16 protein-coding genes and 2 tRNA genes are annotated in these 20,838 nt (G+C 53.9%); 16 read left to right on the forward strand and 2 right to left on the reverse strand.

What is annotated here, in order from left to right; genetic code table 11:
* Nucleotides 1–22: 22 nt before the first annotated feature.
* The 6 genes from pyrE to C8275_RS04715 all read left to right on the forward strand — a co-directional run bounded on the left by pyrE (nt 23) and on the right by C8275_RS04715 (nt 5,114).
* Nucleotides 23–658, forward strand: a complete 636-nt coding sequence (gene pyrE / locus C8275_RS04690) for an orotate phosphoribosyltransferase (RefSeq protein ID WP_022385465.1) — start codon at nt 23–25, stop codon at nt 656–658.
* 143 nt (nt 659–801) lie between these two features.
* Complete coding sequence (locus C8275_RS04695; protein WP_106484292.1) at nt 802–1,218, forward strand: SRPBCC family protein; 417 nt, start codon at nt 802–804, stop codon at nt 1,216–1,218.
* A 65-nt stretch (nt 1,219–1,283) separates the two neighbouring features.
* A complete protein-coding gene (gene argH, locus C8275_RS04700; protein ID WP_106484293.1) occupies nt 1,284–2,624 on the forward strand; it encodes an argininosuccinate lyase in 1,341 nt (446 codons plus the stop codon).
* A gap of 735 nt (nt 2,625–3,359) precedes the next feature.
* Nucleotides 3,360–3,432: transfer RNA gene (locus C8275_RS04705), tRNA-Gly, on the forward strand.
* A gap of 9 nt (nt 3,433–3,441) precedes the next feature.
* A tRNA-Leu gene (locus tag C8275_RS04710) sits at nt 3,442–3,526 on the forward strand.
* 625 nt (nt 3,527–4,151) lie between these two features.
* On the forward strand, nt 4,152–5,114 hold the full coding sequence (locus C8275_RS04715; RefSeq protein ID WP_106484294.1) for a hypothetical protein: 963 nt from the start codon (nt 4,152–4,154) through the stop codon (nt 5,112–5,114).
* 101 nt (nt 5,115–5,215) lie between these two features.
* Here the strand turns inward: C8275_RS04715 and hcp are convergent, their stop codons facing one another.
* Nucleotides 5,216–6,874, reverse strand: coding sequence for a hydroxylamine reductase (gene hcp, locus C8275_RS04720; protein ID WP_106484295.1), 1,659 nt, complete (start codon nt 6,872–6,874; stop codon nt 5,216–5,218).
* Between the two features lie 121 nt (nt 6,875–6,995).
* On the opposite strand from hcp, the gene C8275_RS04725 reads away from it, so the two are divergent.
* Nucleotides 6,996–7,625: a Crp/Fnr family transcriptional regulator gene (locus C8275_RS04725; RefSeq protein WP_106484296.1), complete on the forward strand. Its 630-nt coding sequence runs from the start codon at nt 6,996–6,998 to the stop codon at nt 7,623–7,625.
* Nucleotides 7,626–7,729: 104 nt separating this feature from the next.
* Here C8275_RS04725 and C8275_RS04730 read toward each other — a convergent pair whose 3' ends face one another.
* Nucleotides 7,730–8,560, reverse strand: coding sequence for an SGNH/GDSL hydrolase family protein (locus C8275_RS04730; protein ID WP_106484297.1), 831 nt, complete (start codon nt 8,558–8,560; stop codon nt 7,730–7,732).
* 369 nt (nt 8,561–8,929) lie between these two features.
* On the opposite strand from C8275_RS04730, the gene rplM reads away from it, so the two are divergent.
* From rplM to C8275_RS04780, 9 genes are all read left to right on the forward strand, one after another.
* On the forward strand, nt 8,930–9,391 hold the full coding sequence (gene rplM / locus C8275_RS04735; RefSeq protein WP_022385710.1) for a 50S ribosomal protein L13: 462 nt from the start codon (nt 8,930–8,932) through the stop codon (nt 9,389–9,391).
* Nucleotides 9,392–9,397: 6 nt separating this feature from the next.
* A complete protein-coding gene (gene rpsI / locus C8275_RS04740) occupies nt 9,398–9,784 on the forward strand; it encodes a 30S ribosomal protein S9 (protein WP_022385709.1) in 387 nt (128 codons plus the stop codon).
* A 206-nt stretch (nt 9,785–9,990) separates the two neighbouring features.
* Nucleotides 9,991–10,821, forward strand: coding sequence for a 30S ribosomal protein S2 (gene rpsB / locus C8275_RS04745; protein ID WP_022385708.1), 831 nt, complete (start codon nt 9,991–9,993; stop codon nt 10,819–10,821).
* Nucleotides 10,822–10,982: 161 nt separating this feature from the next.
* Nucleotides 10,983–11,813: a translation elongation factor Ts gene (gene tsf, locus C8275_RS04750; protein ID WP_106484298.1), complete on the forward strand. Its 831-nt coding sequence runs from the start codon at nt 10,983–10,985 to the stop codon at nt 11,811–11,813.
* Between the two features lie 496 nt (nt 11,814–12,309).
* The gene (gene ltrA / locus C8275_RS04755; RefSeq protein ID WP_106484112.1) at nt 12,310–13,716 is read left to right on the forward strand and encodes a group II intron reverse transcriptase/maturase; all 1,407 of its coding nucleotides are present in this window, start codon (nt 12,310–12,312) and stop codon (nt 13,714–13,716) included.
* A 479-nt stretch (nt 13,717–14,195) separates the two neighbouring features.
* Entirely contained in the window at nt 14,196–15,455 is a 1,260-nt protein-coding gene (locus tag C8275_RS04765; protein ID WP_106484300.1) for a DUF3575 domain-containing protein, read from the forward strand.
* Nucleotides 15,452–16,366, forward strand: coding sequence for a DUF5119 domain-containing protein (locus C8275_RS04770; protein WP_106484301.1), 915 nt, complete (start codon nt 15,452–15,454; stop codon nt 16,364–16,366). The genes C8275_RS04765 and C8275_RS04770 overlap by 4 nt, the downstream gene beginning before the upstream one ends.
* 87 nt (nt 16,367–16,453) lie before the next feature.
* Nucleotides 16,454–17,578 (forward strand): fimbrillin family protein, encoded by a 1,125-nt coding sequence (locus tag C8275_RS04775; RefSeq protein ID WP_106484302.1) that lies wholly within the window; start codon nt 16,454–16,456, stop codon nt 17,576–17,578.
* Between the two features lie 167 nt (nt 17,579–17,745).
* Nucleotides 17,746–20,550 (forward strand): fimbrillin family protein, encoded by a 2,805-nt coding sequence (locus tag C8275_RS04780; RefSeq protein ID WP_106484303.1) that lies wholly within the window; start codon nt 17,746–17,748, stop codon nt 20,548–20,550.
* The last annotated feature ends 288 nt before the right edge of the window (nt 20,551–20,838 follow it).

The following is a 20,838-nucleotide window of genomic DNA, read 5'->3' on the forward strand; positions in this document are numbered from 1 at the left end:
ACTATACACATATAAATCGATTATGGAGACATTGGAAAGACTTTTCGCCGAGAAATTATTGAAGGTTAAGGCCATCAAGCTGCAGCCGGCCAATCCGTTCACCTGGGCTTCGGGTTGGAAATCGCCTATCTATTGTGACAATCGCAAAACGTTGTCTTATCCCTCGTTACGTAATTTCGTGAAGATTGAAATCTCACGTCTTATTTTGGAAAAGTTTGGCCAAGTGGATGCCATTGCCGGTGTGGCTACCGGAGCCATTCCCCAAGGCGCATTGGTTGCCGACGAATTGAACCTGCCGTTTGTGTACGTCCGTTCGAAACCGAAGGACCACGGACTGGAAAACCTCATTGAGGGTGAGCTTCGTCCGGGAATGAAAGTCGTTGTAATCGAAGACCTGGTGTCTACCGGTGGCAGCAGCCTGAAAGCAGTGGAAGCACTGCGTCAGAACGGCTGTGAAGTGATTGGCATGGTGGCTTCGTTCACCTATGGTTTCCAGGTTGCTGTGGAGGCATTCAAGGCTGCCAATGTGAAGCTGTTGACGCTGACCAACTATGAGGCAGTATTGAAAGTGGCGCTGGACACTGACTACATTGCCGAAGAGGACATCGAGGTGTTGCAGGCATGGCGGAAAGATCCGGCTAACTGGAACGTAAAGTAAACGCAGATTGAATGATAGTGTGAAGAGAACAATCCGGGACATGACTCTGTGCCCTCCGGGTCGTTCTCTTTTGTTTTATGGTGGACAAGTCGGATTGTCCGCTCATCCCCTTTTTTATTCCTAAATCTTTAAAACAGACAAATATGACTCAATTTGAAAGTGGAATCAAGATGATTCCTTACAGCCAGGAGCAGGTGTATGCCAAGCTCTCCGACCTGAACCATCTGGAAGCTGTCAAAGACCGCATTCCTGCCGACAAGATAGAAGACCTCCGGTTTGATGCCGACTCGGTGAGCTTCAATGTGTCCCCCGTAGGACGTCTGTCGCTCCGTATTGTCGACCGTGAACCGTTGAAGACCATCAAGTTTGAGGCGGAAAATTCGCCCATCCCCTTCAACCTGTGGATTCAGCTGCTGCCTGTCACTGAGACCGAATGCAAGATGAAGCTCACCATCAAGGCAGAAATCAACATGTTCCTCAAGGGCATGGTGTCCAAACCCATGCAGGACGGACTGGAGAAGCTTGCCGAGATGCTGGCTATCATCCCGTACAACGGCTGACGACGCCTTGCCGACTGTCAAGTTGAGCTTGTGCGAAACTTATAACCCTTTACTTTTTCACGAACATGAAACTCTGGGAGAAAAATTTCGAAATGAACAAGGAGATCGAACGCTTCACCGTGGGGCGCGATCGGGAGCTGGACCTTTATCTGGCAAAGTATGACGTCATCGGTTCGATGGCACACATCACCATGCTCGAAAGCATCGGTCTGCTGACTGCCGAAGAGCTGGACCTGCTGCTGCATGAGCTGCGGCGCATCTATGAACTGGCGGAACGCGGCGAGTTTGTCATAGAGGAAGGCATTGAGGATGTACATTCGCAGGTGGAACTGATGCTGACACGTCGGTTGGGCGATGTAGGCAAGAAGATTCACAGCGGACGTTCGCGGAACGACCAGGTGCTGCTCGACCTGAAGCTGTTCACACGTGACCGTCTGAAGGAAATTGCCCGGCTGACCGAACGCCTTTTCCACACGTTGCAGAAGCAGAGCGAGACCTACAAGGAGGTGCTTATGCCCGGCTACACCCATCTGCAGATAGCCATGCCCTCGTCGTTCGGTCTCTGGTTCGGTGCGTACGCCGAGAGCCTGGTGGACGACATGCTCTTCCTGCATGCAGCCTTCCGGATGTGCAACCGTAATCCGTTGGGTTCCGCTGCGGGCTACGGCTCTTCCTTCCCCCTCAACCGTACGCTGACCACCCGCCTGTTGGGCTTTGAAAGCCTGAACTACAATGTGGTCTATGCGCAGATGGGACGTGGCAAGATGGAGCGTAACGTGGCGTTTGCCCTGGCAACGATTGCCGGAACGCTCTCCAAGCTCGCCTATGATGCCTGTCTGTTCAACAGCCAGAATTTCGGCTTTGTGAAGCTCCCCAACGAGTGTACGACCGGGTCGAGCATCATGCCGCACAAGAAGAACCCCGACGTGTTTGAGCTGACGCGTGCCAAATGCAATAAAATCCAGGCACTTCCCCAGCAAATCATGATGATAGCCAACAACCTCCCTTCCGGTTACTTCCGCGACTTGCAAATCATCAAGGAAGTGTTCCTCCCCGCCTTCGACGAGCTGAAGGACTGTCTGCTGATGGTGGACTACATCGTGGAGCGCATGGAGGTGAACCGCCACATCCTCGACGACGACCGCTATGCCCCCATCTTCAGTGTGGAGAAAGTCAACCGGTTGGCAGCCTCGGGCGTGCCGTTCCGCGACGCCTACAAGCAGGTAGGACTCGAAATCGAGGCCGGCAAGTTCACGACGGACAAGCAGGTACATCATACCCATGAAGGCAGCATCGGCAACCTCTGTACCGAGGAGATTGCCCTGCAGATGCAGGCTGTCGTCGACCAGTTCCATTTCGAACAAATCGAACAAGCCGAAGAAGCCTTGTTGCGTACCGGCGAATGAGCCGGACCTGCATGACTGCTGTCTTGACAAAGTGTCAAAACGTCAAACGAATCGCTCCAGAATGCCCGTTTTCAGCCCCAAGGACGAGTTGAAACGCAAAGAAGGCATTCTGGAGCGATTTGCTAAATGCACATTGTTGTCGTTTCGTTCTTTTTCCCTTCTTCCTGGCGGATAATTGTCCTTTTCCTCATTCATCCTGTTTTCAACCGACGGTTTTTACCCCTCAAAACAATAGTTCCCGATTGAGTGCCTTCCCGTACAAACTGGAGGTGAATGAAGCGAAACAAATCTTTCAATTTTATAAAATAAGCGTTTCGCACGTCAAACAAATGTGTTTCGCCGATGAAACAATATTGTTTGAGACACCAAACACAAGTGTTTGACACGTGAAACAATATTGTTTGGCTGCATAAGTATGCGCTTTGGGGACTTAAACGGAATAATCATGCAAGCCAAATCGCATGAATATTCTTAAAATAACCTGCTTTGGTCGATTTTTCAAAAAGACGCGTTAGCTGGAAACGGCAAAAGTGCTGATTCTGTCAAGCAGAAGTCCTGTTTTCGTGTCATTCTGTTCCGACGGTCATCCTTTCTTTCCCTTCCTTTCCGCTCCCTGCCGAACAGTCCGCGAGGCGGAAAAATGTAGCGGCGACTTTTGTGAAATCCAAAAAAACATATACCTTTGCAACCGCATCTGAAACGGACGATGCACTTTTCATGATTGTACATATTCTTGCGGAAATAGCTCAGTTGGTAGAGCACAACCTTGCCAAGGTTGGGGTCGCGAGTTCGAGTCTCGTTTTCCGCTCTGAAGGATGCTCGAATGGTGGAATCGGTAGACACGAGGGACTTAAAATCCCTTGGCCATTGCGGCTGTGCGGGTTCAAGTCCCGCTTCGAGTACGAAGAAAGCCTCTTAATCGATTGATTGGGAGGCTGTTTTATTTCCCTGCATTTCTCCTTCCGGTCCGTTGGTGCTGTTTTCAGAAACTTGAAGCTAATGGGACGTTTACCAATAAAATTGCGGATATTTGCAGTTTTAATCTGAGTATGGAGCGTCTTTTCCCAAAAATGCCTATCTTTGCTCGCGTATACATAAGTTGTGTGCAGACATATTGAAAGAAAGTGCATTTTCACTTTGTTCCATTGACGTGAACTTCGACAACTCACAAGTAAGAACGGAATGATGTGGGAAAGACGCTCTCTTTGTATGCGTATATTCGTGCCCTTACGGGTATATCATACAGAGCGAGGTATTTATTCTCCTTATCTATCTTACAGGAAGTCGAAGTCCTACGTCAAGGGTAAGGTTCGGAATGAAGGCCTCGCTTTCCTTTTTTATGTTCCCTTCCTACAGAAACGAATCCGACAACATGCATCGCAGGGCCCTAGATGCTACAAACAAAGCATGATGATAAAAAAGAAACCTTGCCATTGAACTCACATCATTCGACTCGGGATGTCACAGCGAGTCTCAGGAGAAAGACCCATTTATCAAAAGTAATAACCAATAGTAAACCTCAAAATTATGAAAAAGTATTTTTATCCGCTCATGGTGGCTCTGATGGCCATTGTGTCTTGCACGTTCGTTTCCTGTAGTGATGATGACAACAGTCCGACTGGTAATGATGTCGGTCCGAGTGTCATTGAGATAAACGGAACCAAACGTAACATTTCGATGCTTGCTTCCCTGAAAGGAGTCTGGAATGCAGCATCGGAGTCGGGGGAATTCACAATCCCTGTGGATGTGGAGAAGGAGGGAAGTGTCGTGGTTGACTACTATTCTTTCCGGTTTGAGAGTGAAACCAGTCTCAAGGTCGGGGACGATGTTGCTAAAATGAATCTGGGCTTGACTTTATTGTTGGCCAATACGGACGACCCCGCTTGGGGCAGTGGCTACACCTATACTTCGGGTAAAGCGGTTGTCACTGAAACAAATCCGGACGAGAACAGGCTTACTCTCCGGTTTGAGAACCTTCGCATGAGCAGAGAGGGACGCACGTACAGTCTTGACGGAACCGTTACCTTGCCTTTCCTTAACAACGAAGGCAACAAGCCTGCAGACAGTAACCGCGTGTCCTTGACGGTGAACGGCAAGACCTATGTGGAACCTACCGGAGATATTGGTACATTTTCCGAATTTGGAGGTCACACTGTAGTTCAGATTGAGATCGAAGTGGCACCGAAGGAGACTGCCGGAGTGCAGTACTATCCGTTTTTCAGCATCCTTTTCCGTGCCGATCACTTCTTCCCGTATATGGTAAGCAAGGGGTATACGCTCACTCTTCATGACGACACCTGGATTGGCTACATCCCTGCAAAGGGAGAAATTACCAACTACACTCGCTACGTCAGTGGAAAAATAATCTTCCAAGGTTTTTCGAATGGCATTGTAACCCTCCAGCTGGATAACGTCACGTTTGCTGATAAGAATAACCAGTCGAATGTCATCACGCTGAACGGGACCTTGGACTTTGAATACAGCGTCTGATAAAAAATCTCTGACAATAAAAGTTGCGGCGCCACCGACGAATCACTCGCCGGCTGGCGCCGCTAAGAGAGTCTTTAGGGACTATATAGAATGTGAATCGATTAGGCTCCCAGACCGAAGAGTTCGAGGTCGCTTTCCACTTCACCGATACCACCGATGCCGAAGTTCTCGACCAGCACCTTGGCTACGCCCGGAGACAGGAAGGCAGGGAGTGTAGGACCGAGGTGGATGTTCTTCACACCGAGGCTCAGCAGAGCGAGCAGTACGATGACCGCCTTCTGCTCATACCATGCGATGTTGTAGGTGATGGGCAGGTCGTTGACGTCGGCAAGCTGGAAGATTTCCTTGAGCTTGAGGGCGATGACTGCGAGCGAGTAGGAGTCATTGCACTGTCCGGCGTCAAGCACGCGGGGGATGCCGTTGATGTCGCCCAAGCCCAGCTTGTTGTAGCGATACTTGGCACATCCAGCAGTGAGGATAACCGTATCCTTCGGCAGACGGCGTGCAAACTCCGTGTAGTACTCGCGGCTCTTCATGCGTCCGTCACAACCACCCATCACGATGAAGCGGCGGATGGCTCCACTCTTCACAGCTTCCACGACAGGCTCTGCCAGGGCAACCACCTGGTTGTGGGCGAAACCACCCAGGATTTCTCCGTGCTCGATTTCCGTCGGCGGCTGACATTGCTTGGCGAGGGCGATGATTTCGCTGAAGTCCTTGCGTCCGTCAGGTCCGGTCGGGATATGCTTGAAGCCGGGATAACCGGTGGAGTTGGCAGTGAACACGCGGTCCTTGTAGTTGGCGTTGGGCAGGGGCGGCACGATGCAGTTGGTCGTGAAGAGAATCGGTCCGTTGAAGGTGCTGAACTCTTCGCGTTGTTTCCACCAGGCGTTGCCATAGTTGCCCACGAAGTGCTCATACTTCTTGAAGGCGGGATAGTAGTGACCCGGGAGCATCTCGCTGTGTGTGTAGACATCGACACCCTGGTCCTTGGTCTGCTCCAGCAGGTCCTCCAGGTCGCGCAGGTCGTGACCGCTGATGAGGATTCCCGGACGGTTGCGTACGCCGATGTTCACCCGTGTCATCTCGGGTTGTCCGTAACGGGAGGTGTTGGCCGTGTCGAGCAGCGCCATGGTCTTCACGCCGAATTCACCGGTCTTCATCACGAGGTCGATCAGCTCGTTGACCGCCGGCTTGCTGGTGGCGATGGTTGCCAGTGCATGCTGCATGAACTCATGGATGGACTCGTCGTCATGGTCAAGACGCATCGCATGTTCCAGATAGGCTGCCATACCCTTCAATCCGTAGACCACCAGCTCCTTCAGCGAGCGGCTGTCTGCATCCGTTTCGCGCAGTACGCCTACCGTAGCTGCTTTCTCTGCATAGTCCTCGCGGCTGCCGTTCCACGTCAGTTCGTCGACAGCCGGGAGGGATACACCCAGGCTTCTGGCTTCCTCGATGAGGTTGTTGCGCAACACCAGTCCGCGGTCCACGCGTCCGAGGATGCTCTCCACATCGAAGTTGGCGTTGGTAATGGTTGAGAACAAGGCATCCACCACGAAGTTGTTCGCTTCCGGTCTTACCTTGTGGCCCGACTTGCGCAGGGCGTCGGTGACTACTGATACACCCCGTACGACGAAGAGCAACAGGTCCATTGATGTTGCCGTACGACTGTCTTTTCCACATACACCTTTCACGGTGCATCCCGTTCCACGGGCTGCTTCCTGGCATTGGAAGCAAAACATAGCATTTTCTGTCATGGTTTTGTCTTTTTAGGCGCTGCAACTGCGCGGTTTTTCTTATTTTTGTGCTGCAAAGATGCTGATTCCTGTCGGCTGAAGTTGTAACGTATGTGACACGAACCCTTAAAGATTGTAAATCATGAACATGACCCAAGTGCTGGAACATCCGCTTTTTGACGGAATCCGGGAGAGTGAACTGAAGGCATTGCTGGAGATGCCGGGCAATGCGGTGCGCCGTTATCAAACAGGAGATTTCATCGCCTTGCAGGGAGACCCCTGTCGGGCACTATACATACTGGCTGAAGGGGATGCCCTGGCGCAGATGGTTAGTCCGGAAGGCAAGCAGCTGACCATTGACCACCTGAAGGCGGTTGAGCTGTTGGCACCGGCTTTCCTCTTCGCGTCCGAGAACCGTTTCCCTGTCAATCTGGAGGCGCAGGAGGCGTGCGAGGTAATTGCCGTCGGTCGGGACAATTTCCTGGAGGCGATGCACGGAAACCCACGGCTGATGCAGAATTTCCTTCAGGTCATTTCCGAACGCAGCCTGTTCCTGAGCCGCAAGCTCAACGAGTTTGCCTTGCAAGGACTGAAAGAGCGGTTGCTCAACTACCTGAAGCTGAACGGGACCATCCGCAATCAGAAGGAGGTAGCCTACATCCTGGGAGTAGCGCGTCCGTCGTTGGCACGTGCACTCTCCGAACTGGTTGCTGAAGGACGTGTCGTGGCAAGTGGGAAAGAATTCAAGGTCGTCGGGATGCACCGCGGCTGAAGGAGCGGATACAGAAACGCCCGGATACAGAGGCTTGTGCCGGCATGGTTGCCGTGCATGCTTCCTCTGTATCCGGGTGTTCCGTTGCCTTGTACCTGACGCTTCTAGAAGGACGCAGGCAATGCCAGCAGCTGGTACATCAGTGTCAGTGCCATGCGGCGATGCCCTTCGGCATTGGGATGCAGACGGTCCGTGTCCCGGGTGTGGAAATAGGGAGCATGTGCATCATTCATCGGGTAGAGTCCGCTCAGGCTGTTCAGGTCGATGACCGGCACTGCCCACACATTGGCAGTCTCTTTTACTGCCGACACGTAGGAGTCGACATACAGCCCCAGTTTGTTGGGGAACGCCTCTTCCGGCTGGATGTTCTCGTTGCTGAAGCGTGCCGCTCCGCGATGGATGGGAGTCAGCACGATGATTTGTTGGGTGGGGAAGTTGGTCTTCAGGTAATCCATGACGCGGTTGATGCGTCCACGGAAAGTCGCGCCGTTTGTTTGCGGAATGCGGCGTGCACGAGTCTCCGTCCCTCCACCCTTGACGACGGTTTCCGTCTGGGCATAGTCATACCATTCGCCCAAGGGCACTCCGGCATTGTAGTCATTGGTCCCTGCGAAGATGAGGATGGCATCGACCGCTTTTCCTTCGGCTTTCAGGCGTTCAGCCTGACGCAGCACACCATCCCACTGGTTGCCGTTCTTGGCATACACCTGTGGGTCGATGCCCAACCATTCTGCAAGATACTCCCAGTAGCACTTGGTGGTTCCCACACGGACGGAATCGGTGATGGAGTCGCCCAGGAAGGCCACCCGTTTCCCTTTCCACTGGTTGGCAGTCGCTTGTACCGGCTCATCGGACACCGGTTGTGAAGATGCCGGGAATGCCGGCAGAGCTGTCAGCAGGGCCGACAGCAGACAGACAGATAGTTTCATGTGCATCGTATATTTAAGTATTAAGTGTCATGTGTGATGACAGGCAAAAGTAGCCAATTCGGTTGAGAGTCATTCCTCCCGGACTGATATTTTCGCTGGAGGCACAGAAGCGAAATGATACTTGTTCCGGTCTGCGGGGGCTCTTCTGTGGAGTGTCTCTTTGGTTCACTATAAACTCATTAGCTAATCTTTGGCAGTAAAAAAAGAAAGATGATTTGTTTGCAGATTAATGGAAAAACCGTACCTTTGCAAGCCGATTATTATCTAGACGCTCTAAAAGTTTAGAATTAAGCGTGTTAATAGCCCGGTAAGAGGGTGGTTAGCGCTGCAAAAGAAAAAGTTTTTTAGTAGTTAACATTTAAAAAATTATTAAGAGTGGATACTTTAAGTTACAAGACCATTTCTGCAAACAAAGAGACTGTGACCAAAGAATGGGTCGTAGTTGATGCCACCGATCAGGTGCTCGGTCGCCTCGGTGCAAAAGTTGCGAAACTGTTGAGAGGAAAGTATAAACCCAACTTTACCCCTCACGTAGACTGCGGTGACAACGTGATCATCATCAACGCAGACAAAGTGAAATTGACCGGAAACAAATGGAACGACCGCATTTATCTGAACTTCACCGGCTATCCCGGCGGACAAAGAGAGATTACTCCGGCTCGTTTGATGGCTCGTCCCAACGGTGAGGACAAATTGCTCCGCCGTGTTGTGAAGGGCATGCTTCCGAAGAACCGTCTGGGTGCCAAATTGCTGGGCAACCTGTACATCTATGCCGGCAGCGAGCACAAGCACGAGGCTCAGAACCCGAAATCAATCGATATCAACTTACTTAAATAATAAAGAATGGAAGTAGTAAACGCATTAGGCAGACGTAAAAGCGCGATCGCTCGCGTGTTCGTTAGCGAAGGTACAGGAAAGATTACTATTAACAAGCGCGACCTTGCACAGTACTTTCCATCAACTATTCTTCAGTATGTCGTAAAGCAACCGTTGAACAAGCTGGGTGTTGCTGAAAAATATGATATTAAGGTTAATCTTTGCGGTGGTGGTTTCACCGGACAGTCTCAGGCTCTCCGTCTGGCCATTGCACGTGCACTGGTTAAAATCAATCCGGACGATAAGAAAGCGCTGCGCAGCGAAGGCTTCATGACACGCGATGCCCGTGAGGTTGAACGTAAGAAACCGGGACGTCCGAAGGCACGTAGAAGATTCCAGTTCAGTAAACGTTGATTTGAGTTCATAAGTTTTTTGGTTTATAAGTTTGTAAGTGGTGCTTCCGTGAGGAAGTCGCTTAGAACTCAAGGAACTTAAAAACTCAAGAACTTAGCGACTTGAAACTTCGTTTAGTATCTAAACTGTCGGGACTCCCGAAAGATGGACTACCCGGTGGTTGGTGAAAACAAAAAAGAATGTAAACGATTTAAAGAATAAACACAATGTCAAGAGTAACATTTGATACTTTATTGGAAGCAGGTTGCCACTTTGGTCACTTGAAAAGAAAGTGGAACCCCGCAATGGCTCCGTATATCTTCATGGAACGCAATGGTATTCACATCATTGACCTCCATAAAACAGTAGCTAAGGTTGATGAAGCAGCCGAGGCTCTGAAGCAAATCGCTAAATCAGGAAAGAAAATCCTGTTTGTTGCTACTAAGAAACAAGCTAAGCAAGTCGTAGCCGACAAGGCTGCGTCTATAAACATGCCTTACGTAATCGAGCGTTGGCCGGGTGGTATGTTGACGAACTTCCCGACTATCCGTAAGGCTGTGAAGAAGATGGCTACCATCGACAAACTGACAAGCGATGGTACTTACTCCAACCTCTCCAAGAGAGAAATCCTCCAGATCTCCCGTCAACGTGCCAAGTTGGACAAGAACCTCGGTTCCATTGCTGACCTGACCCGTCTGCCGTCTGCCTTGTTCGTGGTTGACGTCATGAAGGAAAACATTGCCGTACGTGAGGCCAACCGTCTGGGTATCCCCGTATTTGCAATCGTTGATACGAACTCAAACCCCAACAACGTGGATTTCGTAATCCCGGCTAACGACGATGCCAACAAGTCTATCGAGGTTATCCTCGACGCTTGCTGCGGTGCCATCGCTGAAGGTCTGGAAGAAAGAAAAGCCGAGAAAGTTGACATGGAAGCTGCCGGCGAAGCTCCGAAGACCAGAAAGAAAGGTGCTTCCAAGGCTCGTCTCGACAAATCAACCGAAGAGGCTATCAATGCAAGTAAAGCTGCTGCTTTCATTAAAGAAGACGAAGCTTAATCCTCTGATTGAAGCAACTACATAGGTAAGAGTTGAAAGTTGAGAGTTGAGAGTTGAGATGTGTTTCCGTCCCTGTACTTTCACCTTCAGCCTTCAACTCTTATCCTTTTTTATAAAACTCCCTTTTGAATATTCATTAACCCAATAAAAAGAAGAAAACTATGGCTGTAAGTATGGCTGATATTACCAAGCTCCGCAAAATGACCGGAGCCGGTATGATGGATTGCAAGAACGCTTTGACCGAAGCTGAAGGCGATTTCGACAAGGCAATGAAGATTATCCGTGAAAAAGGACAGGCCGTAGCTGCCAAGCGTTCTGACCGTGAAGCGTCTGAAGGCTGTGTGCTGGCTAAGGTTGCCGACGGATTCGGTGCAATCATCGCTTTGAAATGTGAAACCGACTTTGTGGCTAAGAACGAAGACTTCGTGAAGCTGACCAACGATATCCTGGATGCTGCCATCGCACACAAGTGCAAGACCTTGGACGAGGTGAAGGCACTCCCCTTGGGCGACACAACTGTGGCTCAGGCTGTGACCGACCGCAGCGGCATCACCGGCGAGAAGATGGAACTGGATGGCTACATGACCATCGAGGCTCCTGTCATCGCCGTTTACAACCACCAGAACAAGAACTTCCTCTGCACCATGGTTGCCTTGAACAAGGCTGTGGAAGGTGCTGACCGCATCGGTCACGAAGTGGCTATGCAGGTGGCTGCCATGAACCCGCTTGCCATCAGCGAGGCAGATGTTCCTGCTGACGTATTGGCTAAAGAGAAGGAAATCGCTGCTGACAAGGCTCGCCAGGAAGGCAAACCCGAGAACATGATCGAGAAGATTGCCATGGGCCGCATCGGCAAGTTCTACAAGGAGGTTTGCTTGCTCAAGCAAGAGTACATCCAGGACGCCAAGATGACAGTTGCCGACTTCTTGAAGGCTGCTGACAAGGACTTGACCGTGACTGCATTCAAACGCTTCACATTGCGTGCTGAATAATCCGCACACAGCGGACCCCGTCAATTCTAAGAAGGGCTGCATCTCCCAACCGCGGGATGCAGCCCTTTTCATAGTACGCTCGGCATGAGTGTTGTCTAACGGGTGCAAGTCCCGAGTAAGCCCTAATAGCGGGAATTACATAGCCCCAGGCAAGGGTGTTCATCGCGAGGTGAAATCTGAAGGAAGCCGTCGGCAAACATCTGGCCTAACGAACAGAAACTTCATACAAGGCATATGACCGTGGGTAAGATTGCTAAACAAATCGAAGCCCTATAGCTATTCGGAACGGTCGGCGTAGATGAAGTAGGTATAAGATGGAAAGACAACGCCCTTATCCGAGGAGGTCTCACGGACACTTCGAATAGTTTTTTTTACGAAAGAAGTGGAGTAAAGCTTGTCGTGAGAAGTCAGCAGACGCCATAGTAGTGCAGCTGTCGATAGAGTTGCATGAAGGGCAGAACCTAACAATTAAACGATAGTAATTGAAACATACCATATGAAGGACAGAATGCAGAAAACATTATCACGTTTTAATGGCTGCCCTCAAAGGAATAGGTCGGAAACCGAAAGATATGGGGGAGTGCAGACCTTTATGTGGATGTGTGAAGACAACATCGTGGAAGTACCATTCGACAAGGAACACCTTTTCGAGCAAATTCTCAGTCCGTCAAATCTCAACAGAGCCTACAAAACAGTGGTGAGAAACAAGGGATGTGGTGGTATCGACAAGATGTCGTGCGAGCAATTGCTCCCATGGCTCCTGACCAATAGGGAAATGCTCCTTAGTTCCTTGATGGACGGCTCTTACCGTCCGAACCCGGTAAGAAGGGTAGAAATCCCCAAAGACAATGGCAAGATGCGCCTTTTAGGTATCCCCACCGTGATAGACCGATTGGTGCAACAAGCCATAAACCAAGTGTTGACTCCCATCTATGAGAACCAATTCTCCAAGACAAGCTACGGCTTCCGTCCGAGAAGAGGATGCCATGACGCACTACGTGAAGCGCAGAGGATAATCAATGAAGGCTACGTATATGTTGTAGACCTTGACCTTGAACTCTTCTTCGACACGGTGTGCCACAGCAAGCTCATAGAAATCCTCAGCCGTACCATAAAAGACGGCAGAGTGGTCAGTCTTATACATAAGTATCTCCGTAGCGGTGTAATGAATAAAGGCTTGTTTGAAGCGAGCGAGGAAGGAACTCCCCAAGGAGGTCCGCTAAGTCCCTTGTTGAGCAACATTATGCTCAATGAACTGGACAAAGAGCTGGAACTCAGAGGCCTCCCTTTTGTGCGCTATGCGGATGACTCGATGATATTCTGCAGGTCCCGAAGGGCAGCAATGCGAGTGAAGGAGAGCATAACCCGATTTATAGAGAACAATCTATATCTCAAAGTCAACCAGGAGAAGACCGTAGTGTCGTATGTGCGCGGAGTGAAATATCTCGGCTATTCCTTTAATGTAATGAAAGGTAAATGCCAACTTACGGTACACCCGACATCCAAAGCCAAGATGAAGTCAAGACTAAAAGAACTGACAAGTCGCAGCAATGGATGGGGATATTCCAAGAGAAAGCAAAAGCTCAAAGAATACATAAGAGGATGGGTCGGCTATTATCATCTTGCCAATATGAAACGTCTTCTACTTACCACTGACGAATGGTTAAGGCGTAGAATACGTATGTGTATATGGAAAGCATGGAAGAAAGTCAAGACAAAAGTGGCAAACCTCATTAGATGCGGTATCGATAAGTACAAGGCATATGAATGGGGTAATACTCGCAAGGGCTGCTGGCGCATAGCAGACAGCCACATAATGCACAGGGCAATCACAAATGAGAACTTGCGCAAAGCAGGGTATGCTACTTTAATGGGTGAATATCTCGAATGGTACCCAAAATAGGANTGGGGTAATACTCGCAAGGGCTGCTGGCGCATAGCAGACAGCCACATAATGCACAGGGCAATCACAAATGAGAACTTGCGCAAAGCAGGGTATGCTACTTTAATGGGTGAATATCTCGAATGGTACCCAAAATAGGAACCGCCGTATGCGGAACCGCATGTACGGTGGTGTGAGAGGACGGAAAACGAAAGTAGGAAGAAAACTACGTCGTTTTCCTCCTACTCGATCATACGGGGAGATGGGAAGGCACCTACAGGCTTCTTCGGTCTGGGGGTGCCTTTCTTCGTTTATGGGGCAGCCTTCGGCGGAACGGCTCTCCTCTCTTCCTTCCTCAGATATTTTCCGCAAACACATCAGGACTTTTCTTCGTACCTTTTCCTCTTGAACTTCCGCACTTTGCAGTGCTAAGGAAGGAGACCGGCTGGATGTTTCGCCGACGTTCTCCTTCGTCTGTCAAATGAAAAGGTCGAAACGATATGAGGATACATTCACTTAAGGTCCTTCTGTGGGCAGGGATGCTGTCGCTCTGCGGAACGGCTGCTGCCCGGGTACAGGTACAGAACGATACATTGGACCTCCGCATTTACTACCGTCAGGGCGACGCGCGGCTTGATGAGGACTACCGGCAGAACGGAGCACATCTCTCGTCGGTACTCGATGCACTGCGTCGGTTGGCTGACGGTTCCCCGGATGCCGTCCGGAGGCTGGAGATTGTCTCTGGTGCTTCGCCGGAAGGACGGGCTGACTTCAACCTGCACTTGTCCCGTCGCCGTACGAACGCGCTGGGGGACTATCTGCGTACACGGGTACCCCACAGCCTCTTCAGTCGGATGGACACCCGTTCGCTGGGCGTCGACTGGGACGGATTGGAACGCCTCGTCGAACAGTCGGACATGCCCCACCGTGACACGGTGCTTCACATCCTGCGCCACACTCCCGAGTGGGTGTTGACCAACGGGGTGGTGACCGATAGCCGGAAGAGGCAGTTGGGCATGCTGGCTGGAGGCAGCCCCTGGCGCTACATGGAACAGCACTTCTTCCCGAACCTGCGTTGCTCCCACCTGAGGGTCTACACCGACGGTCCGTTGCAGGCTGCGACGGACGGGGCGGCAATTCCCTGTCCCGTGCAGGACACGATTTATATCGAGCGCGAGCGCGTCCGTACGCTGGTCGAACGGGACACCTCCTACGTCTATTCACTCTACATGGCGGTGAAGACCAATCTGCTCTACGATGCCTTGCTGGTGCCGAACCTGGCGCTGGAGTTCTATCTCGGCAATCGCTGGTCACTCTCGGGCGGCTGGATGTATGCCTGGTGGAAGGACGACACGCGTCATCGCTATTGGCGGATTTACGGCGGCGAACTGGAGTTGCGGCGCTACTTCGGCAGGAAGGCGGAAGAGAAGCCTTTCACCGGACATCACCTCGGCATTTACCTTCAGGGACTGACCTACGACTTCGAGTGGGGTGGCGAGGGATACCTCAGTCACTGGACCTACGGCGCCGGCATCAGCTATGGCTACTCGTTGCCTGTGGCGCGCCGCTTCAACCTGGACTTCGGGTTGGGCGTGGGCTATCTGGGTGGTACTTACGACACGTATATCCCCACGGAGACCTGTTATGCCTGGCAACGCCGGTCGCGCCGTCACTGGTTTGGACCGACGAAGGCGGAAATCACGCTCGTCTGGCTCCTGGGACGGAACAACTATAATATAAGGAAAGGAGGCAGACGATGAAGAGAAACCTGTACATCCTGCTGACCCTGTTCGCCGTGCTGCTTGCCGGCTGTGAACACAAGGACTTCTGCTGCCGCTGCCTGCAGGCGGACGATGTGGAGGTGGTGTTCGACTGGAGCCGTTCGCCCGATGCGGACCCGGCGTCCATGAAGGTCTACTTCTTCCCTGAAGGCGGGGGAGAGGCGCTTGTCTACGAGTTCGCCGACATTCACGGAGGCAGCATCCGGCTGCCCGCCGGCAACTACCGCGCCGTGTGTGTCAACAGCGACACGGAATTCCTGCATTACGAACACACTGACCGCTTCGACTCCATCCGTGCCTTTACCGGCGGAGGCGTGTCGGGGCAGTTGCCGGGGACGGACGGCGAAGAGTTCCGCAACGCCCCCGACCGGATATGGACCGACCGGCTCGAGACATTCACCATCGGACACAGCCCGGACCAGCGGCGTGTCATCTTCCGCCCCGCTCCCTCGGTCTGCCGGTACACCGTGGAGATACGCAATGTCTCCAACCTCGGTTACCTCGGCAGTACGGGTAGCCTCCGCGGTTCGCTGACGGGCTTGTCCGACGGACTTCTGCTTGGCACCGGCGAGCCGTCGGGCCATCCGGTGACCCTCCCCTTTGAGGCGACACACGACGGGAAGTCCACCATCACGGCAGATTTCCTGACCTTCGGTCCTCCCGCCGGAGCGACGGGAAAACACCTGTTGCGCATCTACGTGCAGCTGCCTGACGGCAAGAAGGTCTACTACACGTTCGACGTCACCGACCAGGTGCGCCACGCCCCCGACCCGCGCAACGTCCACATCGTGCTCGACGGGCTGACACTGCCCAAGCCCCTGGCAAACGGGAGCGGCTTCCGTCCGACTGTCGACGACTGGCAGGAGGTCGAGGTGCCTCTGCGCATGTGAGGCGGCGGATGAGGCTGCCCGTCGGCAGGACCGTTACCGCCCCGGCACATACACTTGTCCATGTTTTATCTATTTAATGTATAACTTATGAAAGCGAAATTCTTGTTCATGACTTTGAGCGTCGCCGCACTGGCATCCTGCTCAAACGACGAAACACTCGACACGAACCGGAGCGCCATCTCCTTCCGTTCGCTCGTGGAAGGCATGACCCGCGGCACCTCGGTGACCGTAGCCAACCTGGACCAGTTCAAGGTGACTGCCGTGGGCAACGGAAAAGTCTATATGGACAAAGTCGCCGTCAACGGCTCGGAAAGCGGAGCCAAGTGGGCGACCGAAGGAACCTACTACTGGCCCGCCTTCCAGCTGAACTTCTACGGCTATGCACCGGCTGACGCACAGGGCGTGACGCTCAACGAGACCACTCGGACGATTGCCGACTTCACGCCCGCACAGAAGGTCGAGGAACAGAAGGACCTGGTCATCGCCTGTAACACCGGAACGAAGGAGTCCAATCAGGAGACCGGTGTGCCCATGAACTTCCGCCATGCCTTGTCGCAGGTGGTTGTCAAGGCCAAGTGCCCCGCCGAGAACATGAAGGTGGAGGTCATCGGCATCAAGGTGGCAAACGTGGCAGGCAAGGGAACATTCACCTTCCCCGCGGACGTGACCACCGGCAAAGACACCAGGCAGCTGGACTTCAGCCTGTGGAGCGGACTGGGCGATGCCACCGCAGCCTACATGAAGCGCGGCGATGCCCCCGTCACCCTGACCAGGGACGCACAGGACATCACCTTCGCCGACCGCTTCATCCTCGTCCCGCAGCAGCTCACCGCATGGGCAGGGAACAACGAGGACAAGGGAACCTATCTCTCCGTACTCTGCCGTATCTCGAACGTCAGCGGGGACAACGTCACCCAGCTTTACCCGTCAGAAGAAGGCAAGTACGGCTTCTCGGCAGTGGCGATTGACACCAAGTGGGAACCGGGCAAGCGGTATGTCTACACCCTGGAGTTCTTTGGCCAGAATGGCGGCGGAGGAAAGTACGACCCGGACCCCACCAACCCGGACCCGGACCCCGATAAGGACAAGGACATCGACAAGGACCCGGAACCGGACAAGGAGGGCGGTGACCCGATTCTCGACAAGCCCATCTTCTTCACCGTCACGGTGGACGACTGGGTAGAACAGCCTGCCATCGACTTGCAGATGTAACACCTGACTTCTATTCATCTATTAGAAATTGTAGAGCCGGACAGGAGGGGAGGAGCGATGTTCTCCTGCTCCTCCTGTCGTTGTATGGAGACGTGCCGACGCGGACCGGATGGGACGCCGAGGCACACCCTCCCGGCTTATCCCGAACACAAACAACCAATGCAAGCATGAAGATTGATCAACTATCCTGCCGTTCCGTCATCCTGACGCTCCTGCTGGGTGCCGTCGGGCTGTCCGCCTGTGTGGACGAGCGCGAGCGGTCAGTCTCTCCGTCCGCAGCCATCGCCTTTGCGCCGGAGATGCAGCCGGCTGACTCGGCAGCCACACGCGCCCTGTCGTCCGTCGGCCTGCCTGCCGACACCGTGGTCCCCCTGCACACCTCGTCGGGCAGACCTCTCTACCTGCACACTCTCTATGCCGACACCATTGCGTCCGCTTCCCTGACCGACGGACAGGACACCCCGGCGCCGGTCCGTGCCCTGCCGGTCGGTACGGACAACTTCTACGACACCTTCGGTGTGTCGGCATACGCCTACACCGGCGACTGGAGCGACGACTGCACGCCCAACTACATGTACGACGTGGCAGTCGCCCCGTCCGGCAAAGTCTGGGCTTCCGCCAACACCTACTACTGGCCCGGCAGCACCTGCCGCCTGCGCTTCTTCGCCTATGCACCCCGCGGGAACGATGCCTACGCCTTCTCCGGTGCGGACGCCGCGGGAGCGCCGACCCTGCGCTGTGTCATCCCTGCCGAAGCCGGCGAACAGAAGGACCTGCTGGTCGCCTCGACCGACGGCTTGCCGGGCGACTACCACCAGGCAGTCCCGCTGACGTTCCGCCATGCCCTGACCGCCGTGCGCTTCGTCTGTGGCGACGACATGCGTCCGGGCACCATCCGGCGCATCACCCTGAAGGAGGTCTGTACGTCCGGCGTCTATGACCTTGGCGCGGCACAGTGGTCGTCGGTGGACAACCCCTCGGCTTTCGTTCAGGAGCTTGACACGCCGACGGAAGGGACGGCCGACGTGCCCCTCACCACCGGACCGCAGACCTTCATGATGCTGCCGCAGACCCTGCCTGCCGGAGCGAAAATCGAGATTCTCTTCAACGACGGCACCGAGGACCACCTGCTGACAGCCTCCATCGGCGGCACCCTGTGGCCCATGGGGAAGACCGTTACTTACCGCATCTCCACCACGTCCATCAACTGGGTGTACACGCTGGAGGCGAAGGGTCCGCGGGTCTATTCCTTCCGGGGCGAATACGATGAATACGTCGTGACGAGCTACCGCACGCATGTGGTGACCGGGCAGCAGGAACCTGTCGCCTGGAGCGAAACCTATTCGCTGGACGGCGGAAAGAGCTGGACCGACGTGCCTCCCCGCTGGACAAACGGCTTTGTCGGGTCGGGGGAAGGCAGCACGAAGCCCCGGTCCTACTCGCTGTATGTCCGGGAACAGGCGCCCGTCATCCACAACGGGGCGGCGGAGAAGCTGATGAACACACCGCCCAGGGGAACGGCGGACCGTCCGTGGAACCTCTCGAACCGGACGGGTGCCGACGCGGTGGAGAACACGGCGAACTGCTACGTCATCAACGGACCGGGGCACTACTGCTTCCCCCTTGTCTACGGCAACGCCATCCGCAACGGAGCCGACAACCCGGCAGCCTACAGTTCCACCAGCACCAACCCCTACGTGCTCAAGCAGTTCGTCAACTACATCAATTACCCCATCACCAAGCCCTACATCGACGAGGGCTATGCCTACCCGTTGACTTCGGCGGAAATCCTGTGGCAGGACGAACCGGGGCTGGTGACGGACGTCCGCTACCACGCCGAGCCGGGGCGGGGCACCATCTCGTTTGCCGTCCCCCGGGAGACCATCAAGGAGGGGAATGCGGTCATTGTGCTGAAGGACGAACGCGGGCAGGTCATCTGGTCGTGGCACATCTGGGTGACTTCTGCCGACGTGGAGCAGACCATCCGCGTGAAGGCGTTCCATGCAAAGGAAGCATACGTGCGTGTCTTCGAGTTCATGCCGGTCAACCTCGGCTGGTGCGGGATGGCCGAAGTGGAGTACCCCGGGCGGGAGTGCCTGGTGAAGTTCACGGCAGGCGAGCTGTCTCGGGTCATCACGGTCCGTCAGGAGGAGTACACCTACCACTACGCCGGCTGCGGCACCTACTACCAGTGGGGGCGCAAGGAGCCGTTCCCCGGCTCCGGCTTCAATGCCTGGCAGGAGAAGAACCTCTACGACGGTGCCGACAGGCTCATCGTGAGCAGCTATCCCGGGAAAGGATACGCTACGGAATACTACCTGACTGCCTGGTCAGCCGGCGCTGTGAGCCTCTACAACGGCATCCGGAATCCGATGTACCTGAACCGGACGTCCGGCAACACCTTCTACAACTTGTGGAACGCCATCAATGACGCGCCTACCTGGTACCACGCAGCCTACGGTCCGGGCGTGATTTACGGTCACCGGGAGGGGGGATACCCCACCTATGTCATAAACCCGATGGAGAGCGACAACCGGGTTGTCAAGACCGTCTACGACCCGTCGCCCCCGGGCTTCCATGTGCCGCCCGTCACGGCATTCACCCGCTGTGCGGTCCTGAAGGAGGGACCGCCCGTCATGGCAGATGCCAACGGCACGTGGGACGACACGCAGAAAGGCTTCCGCTTCTACTGCGACGAGACGAAGTCCGGCACGGTCTTCCTGCCTGCACAGGGCATGAGGACCTATGTGAACGGAAAGGTCGTCGACTATGCCAAGTTCGGATATTACTGGACAGCGGGCAATGCCTACCGCGACCATAAGCCGGGCCCGGCGCCCGCTCCACCTGCCGATGCGCCCTCCTGCGGACATACGATGATGTTCCGGGGGGATGTCAAGGTGGTCGACCCTTTCACCTGTTCCGGACATGCGTATGCGTTGCCGGTCCGTGCCGTGAGGGAGGAAGTGAATTGACAAAGTGACGCCATCCGGCGGATTTCTCTGTCATAATTCCCCGATTGGGCATTTTCAGCTGACGCGTACTTTGACAGTTTCATCTCTTCTAGCGAAAAATTAGATACATATTTTAAGATACGACCGTCGGAATGGGTCGGTATTTTCATCCTGTTAACACAAAAACGGAGGTGCGAAGCCTTTCCCGGCACGGTGTGAACCCGTTTTCACCGTCGTACGGACAGGTCCGCACCACCGTACCGACCCATCCGCACCGTCGTGGCGACGCGTCCGTACGAAAAGAGGCCT

Origin of the sequence: Bacteroides sp. Marseille-P3684, from assembly GCF_900291465.1 — a bacterium.
Classification (GTDB): domain Bacteria; phylum Bacteroidota; class Bacteroidia; order Bacteroidales; family Bacteroidaceae; genus Phocaeicola_A.